The organism is Acidovorax sp. 99 (genome assembly GCF_003096455.1).
Taxonomy (GTDB): Bacteria; Pseudomonadota; Gammaproteobacteria; order Burkholderiales; family Burkholderiaceae_C; genus Acidovorax; species Acidovorax delafieldii.
In genome coordinates, this window is sequence record NZ_QEKU01000001.1 from 253,243 (window position 1) to 264,733 (window position 11,491).

At 63.6% G+C, this 11,491-nt stretch carries 10 protein-coding genes and 2 tRNA genes; all 12 read right to left on the reverse strand.

All coding sequences use genetic code 11. The features are described 5' to 3' along the window. Positions 1–134 precede the first annotated feature (134 nt). The 12 genes from C8C95_RS01255 to C8C95_RS01310 all read right to left on the reverse strand — a co-directional run bounded on the left by C8C95_RS01255 (position 135) and on the right by C8C95_RS01310 (position 11,477). Entirely contained in the window at positions 135–338 is a 204-nt protein-coding gene (locus C8C95_RS01255) for a hypothetical protein (RefSeq protein ID WP_056064167.1), read from the reverse strand. A 192-nt stretch (positions 339–530) separates the two neighbouring features. Beyond that, positions 531–606: transfer RNA gene (locus C8C95_RS01260), tRNA-His, on the reverse strand. A 49-nt stretch (positions 607–655) separates the two neighbouring features. Beyond that, positions 656–2,584, reverse strand: coding sequence for a SurA N-terminal domain-containing protein (locus C8C95_RS01265; RefSeq protein ID WP_116747378.1), 1,929 nt, complete (start codon positions 2,582–2,584; stop codon positions 656–658). Between the two features lie 60 nt (positions 2,585–2,644). Beyond that, positions 2,645–2,720, reverse strand: a tRNA-Val gene (locus C8C95_RS01270). A gap of 15 nt (positions 2,721–2,735) precedes the next feature. Next, complete coding sequence (locus C8C95_RS01275; protein ID WP_008906675.1) at positions 2,736–3,008, reverse strand: HU family DNA-binding protein; 273 nt, start codon at positions 3,006–3,008, stop codon at positions 2,736–2,738. Positions 3,009–3,309: 301 nt separating this feature from the next. After that, entirely contained in the window at positions 3,310–4,404 is a 1,095-nt protein-coding gene (locus C8C95_RS01280; protein ID WP_116747379.1) for a tartrate dehydrogenase, read from the reverse strand. Between the two features lie 70 nt (positions 4,405–4,474). Next, positions 4,475–5,041, reverse strand: coding sequence for a CDP-diacylglycerol--glycerol-3-phosphate 3-phosphatidyltransferase (gene pgsA / locus C8C95_RS01285; RefSeq protein WP_026436902.1), 567 nt, complete (start codon positions 5,039–5,041; stop codon positions 4,475–4,477). Between the two features lie 45 nt (positions 5,042–5,086). Further along, entirely contained in the window at positions 5,087–7,090 is a 2,004-nt protein-coding gene (gene uvrC / locus C8C95_RS01290) for an excinuclease ABC subunit UvrC (RefSeq protein ID WP_116747380.1), read from the reverse strand. Positions 7,091–7,205: 115 nt separating this feature from the next. After that, entirely contained in the window at positions 7,206–8,186 is a 981-nt protein-coding gene (locus C8C95_RS01295) for a tripartite tricarboxylate transporter substrate binding protein (RefSeq protein ID WP_116747381.1), read from the reverse strand. A gap of 81 nt (positions 8,187–8,267) precedes the next feature. After that, on the reverse strand, positions 8,268–9,248 hold the full coding sequence (locus C8C95_RS01300; protein WP_116747382.1) for a tripartite tricarboxylate transporter substrate binding protein: 981 nt from the start codon (positions 9,246–9,248) through the stop codon (positions 8,268–8,270). A gap of 46 nt (positions 9,249–9,294) precedes the next feature. Next, entirely contained in the window at positions 9,295–10,275 is a 981-nt protein-coding gene (locus C8C95_RS01305; protein WP_116747383.1) for a hydroxymethylglutaryl-CoA lyase, read from the reverse strand. Beyond that, a complete protein-coding gene (locus tag C8C95_RS01310) occupies positions 10,272–11,477 on the reverse strand; it encodes a CoA transferase (protein WP_116747384.1) in 1,206 nt (401 codons plus the stop codon). The genes C8C95_RS01305 and C8C95_RS01310 overlap by 4 nt, the downstream gene beginning before the upstream one ends. Positions 11,478–11,491 lie beyond the last annotated feature (14 nt).

Below are 11,491 nucleotides of genomic sequence, written 5' to 3' on the forward strand. Positions count from 1 at the left end.
GCCCAGCTGGTAGCTTTCAATCTCCCCACTCATACCAATCGATCCATTCTGACGAGTGTGGAACAGCCAAGCAATGCGCGCGCGGGCTGGATGACGGATGTGGATCAAGCACCTCGTCGCGTACAGCCCCAACCCTAACGATTGGGCTGCGGCACAGCAGCGTAATTCATGGCAATGGCCTGCACCACGGCGCCAATCAATGCTGCATCGCCAGCGCTCTGCGGCAACACGTCGCGCACGATCTGGACCGCGTATTGAAGTTGCTCTTTGGCCAAGGCCGCAGACATGGCGTTGCCGCGCTTTTCACTGGGCGACGCGTCGCGAATCACAAGGCTCATCAGAAACTCCCAAAAAGTGGAGCATGCAGTATGCGCCGTGTGGGGCTGTGGTGAGCGAGAGGCGGGGCTCTGATGGTGAGAAACCCCCCTTGACGCACAACGCTGCACAGGGGGGGCATGCGCAAGGCGAGATTCCATACAGCCCCAAAGCAAAAAGCGCTGCAACATTTCTGCTGCAGCGCTTTGCTATTTTGGGGTGGCTGATGGGGCTCGAACCCACGACAACAGGAATCACAATCCTGGACTCTACCAACTGAGCTACAGCCACCGTAGCTTTGTATTATAGCCCGGGATTTTGGCCCCGGACATCAAATCGCTTAATTTTCTGCAGTCACTGTTGGCGCTGCCTCAGGACGTGGTGCCTTGATCTGCACCTTGAAGCGCTGCTTGAGCAGTTCATAGTACGCCAGCCCTTCGGCCGTGGCCAACCACTGCACGTATTGTTGGCGCTCCTGCTGCGCACGCTGCGCATCCGGTGCCTGGCGCGGCACGACGCGGTTGACCTTGACCACGACATAACCCGCAGCGCCCAAATCCACCCCCGTCCAGCCTGGCAGCGTTTCGGAGGGAGCCCGCAGTGCGGCGTCGATCAGGGCACGCGGCAGGTTCTGGGTCTGTTCGCGGGAGACTTCGGTCGCTGCGGCCAAGCCTGTGGCAGAAGATGGGGCAGCCTTCCATGCATTGAGCTTGGCCTCGCCCTCCTTGCGTGCGAGTTCGGCAGATTTCTCAGCCACATACAAGGTGCGAACACGGGCCTTCACTTCGTCGTAGGGCAGTGTCAATGCAGGGGTGTAGGTGGTCACACGACCGGCAGCCATCTGGCTGGGGCCCACTTCCACCGCCTCTGTGTTGCGCTTGTTTTGCAGCGAGTCGGTAGCAAAAAGTGCTTCGAGGAACTTGGCGTTGGCCAGAGGGCCCTTGGCACCTGCGGCAGGGGTCCGGGTCACACCCTTGGCAGTCTGGATCTTCAGCTTGAGCTTGTCGGCCACGGGCTGGAGGCTGTCTGCCTGCTCATACACACCGTTGGTGAAGGACTCTGCCACCTCGGCAAACTTGCGCTGCGCCTGCTGCTGCTTGAGCTCTGCTTCCATGGTGGGGCGCAGTTCTTCAAAGCTGGGCTGGCGGGGTGTCTTGATGTCGGTGAGCTGGATGATGTGATAACCAAACTCGGTTTCCACCAGATCACTGATTTCGCCCTTTTTCAGCGCAAACGCAGCTTCTTCAAAGGGCTTGACCATCGCACCCCGGGCAAAGAAGTTCAGGTCTCCGCCCGCAACGGCCGAGCCCTTGTCGTCAGAGGATTTCTTGGCCACATCAGCAAAGCTGCCGGGAGCCTTGCGCACCTGGGCCAGCAGTTCAGTGGCACGGGCCTTGGCCTTCTCGCGGTCCGCGGCGGATGCATCCTTGGGAGCGTTTACCAGGATGTGGCTGGCGCGGCGCTCTTCCTTCGCCGTCATGCGAGCCACATTCTCTTTGTAGTAAGTACGCAGGTCGTCTTCACCCAGGGTGATGGACGCCCGCACGCTGTCGAGATCCAGCACCACGTATTCGATGGCTGCCTGTTCCCGTTGCTGGAACAGGGCGGGATGGGCCTTGTAGTAGGCCTCCAGGTCTGCATCAGTCGGGGTGACTTTGCTGGCGAAGTCGGCAGCGTTGAATCGGGCCACCTGGATCTCGCGGCGCTCGTACAAAGCGTCGAGCGCAAGTTTGACCTGCGCATCAGAGCCAAACGCGGAGCTCATCACGCCACCCATCACTTGGTTCACCGAGATGTCGCGGCGCACATTGGCTTCGAAACCTTCGGGGGTCAGGCCTTGAGCAGCGACCAGTGCGCGATACGCATCGGCGTCCAGCGTACCGTCCGGGCGCTTGAGTCCAGCAATGGCGGGAATCTCCTGCAGGCTACGGGCCAGGCGCGCATCGCTGGTCACGAGGTGCATCTTCTGCGCGGCAGCCGCCAGCACACGGTCACGCACCAGGCGCTCCAGCGTGGCATACCGGGCGCTGGGAGCGTCCAGCAACTTGGGATCGACCGAGGGAGACTGGGCGCGAATGCGGTCTGTCTCCATGCGATGGGCATTGTCCCAGTCCGTCTGGTTGATGTTGTTGCCATCGACACGGGCTACCACAGGACTCTTTTCAGAGAAATAGTTGCGGTCGATGCCTACCAGCACAAACGAAGGAATGATCAGCAAGAACAAGAAGATCATCACGATCTTGGAGTGCTTGCGGATGGATTCAAACATGGTCGATCTTTCAGAAGGCAAAAAACAAAAGGCGAACTTGCGTTCGCCTTTGTTCGGTGATGGTGGGTCCTGACGGTCTCGAACCGCCGACCTACTCCGTGTAAAGGAGCCGCTCTACCAACTGAGCTAAGGACCCTACCTAAACTGATCCTCAGTTCAAGGCGTCTTTCAATGCCTTGCCAGGACGGAACTTTGGAACTTTAGCAGCTTTGATTTTAATCGTAGCGCCAGTGCGGGGATTGCGACCGGTGCGGGCAGCACGCTTGCCCACGGCAAAAGTACCGAAACCGACGAGCGACACGGTGCCGCCCTTCTTGAGAGTCTTCTTGACAGCCTCGATCGTGGATTCCAGGGCACGCGCAGCAGCGGCCTTGGAGATGTCGGCGTTGGTAGCGATGTGCTCAATCAATTCGGTTTTGTTCACAAGAAGCCTCTCGGAAAAGAGTTAATGGAATGTCTCGAGGATATCTGGTCTTCACACGCCTGAAAGCACAGCCGTGGGCTGGTGGAGAACAGGCGGGGGAATGACTGGCATACACAGCAGTGGCTGCTGCATCAGATTAAAGCCATCGAGTTTCAGAGTGTCAATACAACACGCTGTTTTGCGTCAGCGTTGTTTTGAATTCTAGTCGTATTTCACGCTGCGACAGGGCTTGGCGGGGGTTTTTGTCTCAAACACGCCGTATCGGCAGCACTCCGTATTGACACCCCGCAGCCAGCCGTACTCAACGAGCAGCGAGTGCCTGAGCGATGGCTTTGCCCACATCCTGCGTGCTGCCCGTGCCGCCCAGGTCCGGGGTGCGCGGAGCACCACTGCCGGGTTGCAACACGGCTTCGATAGCGGCCAAAACGGCGTCGTGCGCGGCGCGGTAACCCAGGAAGTCCAGCATCATTGCGCCGCACCAGATCTGCCCAATGGGGTTGGCGATGCCCTTGCCCGCGATGTCGGGCGCCGAGCCATGCACCGGCTCAAACAGCGACGGCATGGTGCGCGTGGGGTTGAGGTTGGCGCTGGGCGCGATGCCGATGGTGCCGGTGCACGCAGGTCCCAGGTCCGAGAGGATGTCGCCGAACAGGTTGCTGGCAACCACCACATCAAAGAAGTCGGGCCGCTGCACGAAGTGGGCGGTGAGGATGTCGATGTGGAACTTGTCCACCGTCACATCGGGGTAGGCCTTGGCCATCTCGGCCACGCGCTCGTCCCAGTAGGGCATGGTGATGGCGATACCGTTGGACTTGGTGGCGCTGGTCAGGTGCTTCTTGGGGCGCGACTGGGCCAGTTCAAACGCGAACTTCAGCACACGGTCCACGCCGTGGCGCGACATCACTGTCTCCTGCATCACGATCTCGCGCGGGGTGCCTTCGTACATGCGGCCACCGATGCTGGAGTATTCGCCCTCGGTGTTCTCGCGCACGATGAACATGTCAATCTCGCCCGGCAGGCGTGGTGACCCATCACGCCGCACCACGGGGGCAATCACGCCGGGCATGAGGCGCGCGGGGCGCAGGTTGATGTACTGGTCGAACTCGCGGCGAAACAGCAGCAGCGAGCCCCAGAGCGAGACATGGTCGGCAATCTTCTCGGGCCAGCCCACCGCGCCAAAGTAAATCGCCTCATGGCCGCCGATCTGGTCCTTCCAGTTGTCGGGCAGCATCTTGCCGTGCTTTTCGTAGTAGTCCCAGCTCGAAAAGTCGAAGTGGTCGAAATGCAGGTCAATGCCAAACTTGCGGGCGGCCTCGTCCAGAACGCGGAGGCCCTCGGGCATGACCTCTTTGCCAATGCCGTCACCGGCAATGACTGCAATGCGATGCTTCGCCATTCAGATGCTCCTGAAAATATAGCTGCCTGCGCTTATATATCAAGCGCTCCAGGCATCAAAGACTTGAAAACTATTTGACGCGTGCCCGGATCTCGGGCAACGCCTTCTGCAGGTAGTACACCATCGACCAGACGGTGAGCACCGCCGAGGCCCAGATGAGCCAGGTGCCCCACACGCCGGTATCGATCACGCCAAACAGGCGCCCGTCGTACAGCAGAAAGGGGATGGCCAGCATCTGCACCGTGGTCTTGACCTTGCCGATCATGTGCACGGCCACGCTCTTGCTGGCGCCGATCTGCGCCATCCACTCGCGCAGGGCCGAGATCGCGATCTCGCGGCCGATGATGATGAGGGCCACAAACACGTCGGCACGTTGCAGGTGCACCAGCACCAGGAGCGACGCACACACCAGAAACTTGTCGGCCACCGGGTCCAGGAAAGCACCGAAAGACGAGGTCTGGTTGAGCTTGCGGGCCAGGTAGCCGTCCAGCCAGTCGGTGGCCGCGAACACCACGAACATCACGGTGGCAATGAGATTGCGCGTGGCCGGGTCCAGCGGTGCGTAGAACACCCCCACGATCAAAGGTATCGCGACGATGCGCGTCCAGGTCATCAAGGTGGGGATAGTCCAGAACATGGCGGCGATTGTGTCACGGCGCGGCCGTGGAACGGCACATGGGGCTTATCTCAATGCCTTGTAAATTTCTTCTGCCAATTCATGCGAGATGCCATCCACGGTGGCCAGGTCCTCCACGCTCGCGGATGCCACACCACGCACCCCGCCAAAACGTTGCAACAGGCGCGCTCGCTTCTTGGGCCCCACCCCCGCAATTTCTTCCAGTTGCCCGCCCCCCACGCGCACCTTGGCCCGTGCCGCGCGCATGCCGGTGATGGCAAAGCGGTGCGCCTCATCGCGGATCTGCGCCACCAGCATGAGCGCGGCCGAATCCTTGCCCAGGTAGACCTTCTCACGCCCGTCGGCGAACACCAACTCTTCCAGGCCCACCTTGCGGCCCTCGCCCTTCTCGACCCCCACGATGCGGGTCAGGTCCAGCCCCAGTGCCGTGAACACCTCACGCGCCACGCCCACCTGGCCCTTGCCGCCGTCGATGAGCACCAGGTCCGGCAAACGCGCCTGGCCTTTGGGCCGGGCTGCGGCTTGCGCCTCGGGCGATTGCGCATAGTCGATGCCGCCCTCCTCGCGCTGCGCCTCCACCACCTTGCTGTAGCGGCGCGTGAGCACCTGGCGCATGGCGGCATAGTCGTCGCCGCCGGTGATGCCTTCGATCTTGTAGCGGCGGTATTCGCTGCTCTGCATCTTGTGGTGGTGAAACACCACACACGACGCCTGGGTGGATTCACCCGCCGTGTGCGAGATGTCGAAACACTCGATGGTGAGCTGGTCCAGGTCTTCGGGCGGCAGGTCCAGCGCCTCGGCCAGCGCGCGGGTGCGGGCCTGCTGCGAGCCCTCCTCGGCCAGCAGACGGGCCAGTTGCAGATCGGCGTTTTTCTGCGCCATGTCCAGCCACGCGCGGCGCTGTTCGCGTGGCTGGTGGATAGCGTTCACGCGCAAGCCACTTTGTTCGGTCAGCGCGTCCAGCAAGGCCTTGTCCACCGGCACACTGGTCACCAGCAGCGGTGGCACGGGCACACCGATGTAGTGCTGGGCAATGAAGGCCTCCAGCACCAGGGCCTCCACGGGGCGAACCGGACGAGACGGGGTAGCCACCGTTTCATCCGCACCGTCCCCGCCCTCTTCTTCAAATACCGCCGCAGCGTCCTCGACGTGCACTGGAAAGTACGGCCGGTCGCCCAGGTGGCGGCCACCGCGCACCATGGCCAGGTTCACGCAGGCGCGTCCACCTTGCACGCGCACCGCCAGGATGTCCACATCCTTGTCATCCACCGTCTCGATGGACTGCTGGTGAAGCACGCGCGACAGCGCCTGGATCTGGTTGCGCACCTCGGCAGCCTGCTCAAACTCCAGCTTGTCCGAATGCGCCATCATCCGCGCCTCCAGCGCCTGCAGCAGCTCCTGCGTTTCGCCGCGCAGCAGCGCCTCCGCGTGCTGCACGTCAGCCGCATAGGCCTCGGGCGAGATCAAGTCCACGCAGGGCCCGGTGCAGCGCTTGATCTGGTACAGCAGGCAGGGCCGTGTGCGGTTGGCAAACACCGTGTCTTCGCAGGTGCGCAGCCGGAACACCTTTTGCAGCAGCTGAATGGTTTCCTTCACCGCCCAGGCGCTGGGGTACGGGCCAAAGTAGCGGTGCTTCTTGTCCACCGCACCCCGGTAGTAGGCCATGCGCGGAAACACCTGGCCCGGCGCATCGCTCCGCGTGTGGGCGCCCGGTGTGCCGGTGATCTTGAGATAGGGGTAGCTCTTGTCGTCTCGAAACAGGATGTTGAACTTGGGGTTCAGCGTCTTGATGAGGTTGTTTTCCAGCAGCAGCGCCTCGGCCTCGGAGCGCACCACCGTGGTCTCCATGCGCACGATCTTGCTGACCATGTGGCCGATGCGGGTGCCGCCATGGTTCTTCTGGAAGTAGCTGGACACCCGGCGCTTGAGGTTGAGCGCCTTGCCCACATACAGCAGCGCATCCTGCGCGTCGAAATAGCGGTACACACCCGGCAGCGCGGGCAGCGCAGCCACCTGCGCCAGGAGTTCTTCGGAATGCACATCAGACATGGCGCGTATTGTGGCCCCGTGCGCAGCCTGCCGGTTCACTATCAAAAAAATAGCTACCAGCGCATATTCAACCAGCGCTTGCAGCCATTTTGATCAAAAAAGCACCGTACCCCGGTCACTCCGCCTCGATCTTCGAGGTCTTCACCACCTGCGCCCAGTTAGCCAGATCGGCCTTCACCTTGTCACCCAGCTGCGCCGGGGTCTGGTAGTCGGCCGTGGCGCCCTGCTCCTGCGCCTTTTGCTGGAAGGCCGGGTTCTGCACCACGGTGCGGATGTCGGCCGTGAGCTTGTCCACCACGGCCTTGGGCACGGCGGCGGGGGCAAACACCGCAAACCACGAGGTGGCATCGACCTTGGGGTAGCCCGCCTCGGCTGTGGTGGGCACATCAGGCAGACTGGGCAGGCGCTGCTTGCCCGTCACGGCCAGCACGCGCAGCTTGCCGCTGGCGATGTGGGGCATGAACGGCGGTGCAGTGCCAAAGGTCAGGTCCACCTGGCCGCCCAGCAGGTCCTGCAGCGCGGGGCCCGTGCCCTTGTAGGGCACATGGACCATCTTGATGGCGCCCTGCTGCTCCAGCATGGCACCGGTCACGTGCTGCAGCGAGCCGTTGCCCGACGAGGCGTAGTTGAGCTTGCCAGGGTTGGCTTTGGCGTAGGCGATCAGCTCGGGCAGCGTTTTCACCGGCAGGTCGGCACGCACCACGATGATCTGCGGGGCCGAGATGACGTTAGCCACGGGTTGGAAGTCACCCTGCTCCCACTGCTTTTGTTTGGTGATGTGGGGCGAGATGACGTGGTAGCCCGAGTACTGCATCAGCAGCGTGTAGCCATCGGCCTCGGCCCGCTTGACGGCGCTGGCAGCAATGTTGCCGTTGCCCCCGCCCTTGTTGTCCACGATGACCGACTGGCCCAGCACCGGCGCCAGGGCTTGCGCCAGCATGCGGGCCGACAGGTCGGTGGTGCCGCCTGCGGCGGTGGGCACCACCAGGGTCACGTTTTTGGACGGGTAGGCGCCCTGCGCCGCTGCGTGGCCGATGAAGCCGGTGGCCAGTGCGGCCAGGGCGAGGGTGGTGAACTGCTTGCGGGTGGTTTTCATGAAAGGGATGTCTCCGTCGTTGTCGTTGTTGTCAAAAAATCTGAGTTGCGAGAAGCAGGAAGGCACTGAGAAAGCGCCTGGTCAATCGACCGTGGCGCCCGTGTCCTTGACCACGCGGCTCCACTTGGGCAGGTCGGACTGCACCAGCGCCGCCAGCTGCGCCGCCGTACCCTTGAAGGGCTCGCAGCCCACGGTGGCCAGCTTGTCCACCACGTCCTTGTGCTCCAGCGCACGGGCCACCTCGGCCTGCAACTGCGCCACGATGGGCGCGGGCGTGCCGGCCGGGGCAAACAGCGCATACCAGGGTGCCTGGCCAAAGCCCTTGATCGTCTCGCCGATGGTGGGCGCATCGGGCAGCGCGGCCACGCGCTTTTCATTGACCACACCCAGCACCTTGAGCTTGCCTGCCTTGATGAACGCAATGGCTGACGGCAGGCTTTGCACCGACAGCGGCACTTGCCCGCCCACCACGTCGGTGGCGGCTGCAGCCGAACCCTTGTACGGAATGTGCTGCAGCTGGATGCCCGCCGCCTTTTGCAGCATCTCGCCAATCAGGTGGTTCAGCGTGCCGTTGCCCGCCGAGGCAATCGCATATTTGCCGGGGTTGGCCTTGGCCAAAGCCACCATTTCGGCCACGGTGTTGGCCGGGAAGGATGGATGCGCCACCAGCACATAGCCCGCCGTGGCCACAGGCGCCACGGGTGCGAAGTCCTTCACCGGATCGAACCCCGGGTTCTTGTACAGCGCAGGGCCGATCACATGGGCGCTGTCGGCTGTCAGCAGCAGGGTGTAGCCATCATTGCGCGCGCGGGCCGTGGCGCCTGTGGCCAGCGTGCCGCCCGCACCAGGGCGGTTGTCCACGATCACGCCTTGGCCCAGCTGCTCGCTGAGTTTTTGCGCCACCACGCGCGCAATGGCGTCGTTGGCGCCACCCGCAGCCTGGGGTACCACCACGGTGATGGGCTTGGAGGGGTATTTGTCCTGCGCGCCCGCAGCCAAAGCAGCGGAGCACAGCACGGCGGCGGTAAAGATGCGGCGGGACAGCGTCGTTTGAAATGTCATGGCTTTTGTCTCCTGGTGTTATGGGTGAATGCAGGCTCGCCCGCATTCAGCGGGCCAGCGCCCTTTCGCGGATCGCCTCGAAATCGGCAGGCACCGGGTGCAGCGCCAGGCGCGGGCCCGCCTTGGCGATCTGGCTGGGAATATCGTGGCCGATCAACGCAGGCAGTCGCTGCGCCGCCGCCACCAGTTGTGCCAAGTCCACCCCCGTGTCATAGCGCATCAGCGCCAGCGCATGCACGATCTCCTCACTGCACACATTGCCGCTGGCACCGGGTGCATAGGGGCAGCCGCCCAGGCCGCCCAGCGAGGCATCGAAACGGTCAGCCCCGGCGTCGATGGCGGCCAGCACATTGGCTAGCCCCATGCCGCGCGTGTTGTGGAAATGCAGGGTGAACTCCACCCCCGGCCAGCGCGCGCGGGCGGCCGCCGTGAGCTGGTGCACCTGCGTGGGGTAGGCCATGCCCGTGGTATCGCACAGCGTGATGCCACGCACACCCAAGTCCACAAAGCGCTGCACCCAGCCGAACACATCGGCCTGGGCCACATCGCCCTCCATGGGGCAGCCGAACACGCAGGACAGAGACACATTCACCGCCACGTTGGCGCCCTGCGCCAGGGCCACCACCTGCGCCAGCGCCGCGAACGACTGTTCCTGCGTCATGCGCAGGTTGGCCAGATTGTGGGTGGCGCTGACCGACATCACCAGGTTCAGCTCGTCCGTGCGCGACTCGATGGCGCGCTCGGCGCCGCGCAGATTGGGCACCAGCGCGGTATAGACGGTGCCCGGGCTTCGCGTGATCTCGCGCATCACGATCTCGGCGTCTTTGAGCGCAGGGATGGCCGTGGGCGAGGTGAACGAGGTCACCTCAATCTTGGACAGGCCCGCCGCCGACAGCGCATTGCACAGCGCGATCTTGTCGGCCGTGGGCACAAAGGCCTTTTCCATCTGCAGGCCGTCGCGCAAGCCGACTTCCTGCATGTGGATGCGGCGGCCTGCGCCCTGCCACACCATGTTGGATGCACTCATTGAATCACCCCCTTGCTGCGCAGCAGCGCAATCTGTTCGGCCGTGAGCCCTGCCTCGGCCAGCACCGCATCGGTGTCGTCGCCCAGGTGCGGCGCGCTGCTGCGGATGGTGCCTGGCGTGGCCGAGAGCTTGGGCACGATGCCGGGCACTTCTACGCTGTAGCCGTCGCGCGTCTGTTGCGTCAGCAGCATGTCGCGGGCGCGGTAGTGCGGGTCTTCGGCAATGTCTTTGGCGGTGTAGACCTTGCCCGCTGGCACGCGGGCAGCGCCCAATGCATCCAGCACCTGCTGCACAGTGCGCTGCGCGCTCCAGGCGCCAATCGCAGCGTCGATCTCTTCCACCCGGGCCACGCGGCCGGTGTTGTTGGCGAGGTCCGGCGCAGTGCCCAGGTCGGGCCTGCCAATCGCATCCATCAGCCGCTTGAAGATGCTGTCGCCATTGCCCGCCACCAGCACCCAGCCGTCCTGGCAGGGGTAGGCGTTGCTCGGTGCAATGCCCGGCAGCGCGCTGCCTGCGGCCTCGCGCACGGCGCCGAAGGCGCTGTATTCGGGGATCAGGCTTTCCATCACGTTGAACACCGCCTCGTGCAGCGCCACGTCAATCACCTGGCCCTGGCCGCCGTTGACCTTGCGGTGGTACAGCGCCGTGAGCACGCCGATGGTGCCGTGCAGCGCCGCCAGCGTGTCACCAATCGAGACACCGACGCGCACCGGCACGCGGCCGGGCTCGCCCGTCAGGTGGCGCAGGCCGCCCATGGCTTCGCCGATGGCGCCAAAGCCTGGCAGGTCGCGGTATGGCCCCGTCTGGCCGTAGCCAGAGATGCGCAGCATCACGAGGCCAGGGTTGAGTTGGTGCAGTTCCTCGGGCGACATGCCCCAGCCTTCCAGCGTGCCGGGGCGGAAGTTCTCGACCAGCACATCGGCTTCTGCAATCAGCTGGCGAGCGATGTCCTGCCCCTCCTTTTGCCGCAGGTCCAGCGCCACCGAGCGCTTGTTGCGCGACTGCACCTGCCACCAGACAGAAGTGCCTTCCTTGATGAGGCGCCAGTTGCGCAGCGGGTCGCCGGTCTCGGGCGCCTCGATCTTGATCACATCGGCGCCAAACTCGCCCAGCGTCTTGCCGCAGAAAGGCCCGGCAATGAGCTGGCCCATTTCGATGACGCGCACGCCTTGCAACGCGGCGGGGGAAGCAATGGAATCCATGGGTGGGGTTATCT

Coding starts and splice junctions, on each gene's coding strand:
- uvrC (WP_116747380.1), bottom strand. CDS start 7,090: ATGTCTGATGTGCATTCCGAAGAACTCCTGGCGCAGGTGGCTGCGCTG.
- C8C95_RS01255 (WP_056064167.1), bottom strand. CDS start 338: ATGAGCCTTGTGATTCGCGACGCGTCGCCCAGTGAAAAGCGCGGCAAC.
- C8C95_RS01265 (WP_116747378.1), bottom strand. CDS start 2,584: ATGTTTGAATCCATCCGCAAGCACTCCAAGATCGTGATGATCTTCTTG.
- C8C95_RS01305 (WP_116747383.1), bottom strand. CDS start 10,275: ATGAGTGCATCCAACATGGTGTGGCAGGGCGCAGGCCGCCGCATCCAC.
- pgsA (WP_026436902.1), bottom strand. CDS start 5,041: ATGTTCTGGACTATCCCCACCTTGATGACCTGGACGCGCATCGTCGCG.
- C8C95_RS01295 (WP_116747381.1), bottom strand. CDS start 8,186: ATGAAAACCACCCGCAAGCAGTTCACCACCCTCGCCCTGGCCGCACTG.
- C8C95_RS01300 (WP_116747382.1), bottom strand. CDS start 9,248: ATGACATTTCAAACGACGCTGTCCCGCCGCATCTTTACCGCCGCCGTG.
- C8C95_RS01280 (WP_116747379.1), bottom strand. CDS start 4,404: ATGGCGAAGCATCGCATTGCAGTCATTGCCGGTGACGGCATTGGCAAA.
- C8C95_RS01310 (WP_116747384.1), bottom strand. CDS start 11,477: ATGGATTCCATTGCTTCCCCCGCCGCGTTGCAAGGCGTGCGCGTCATC.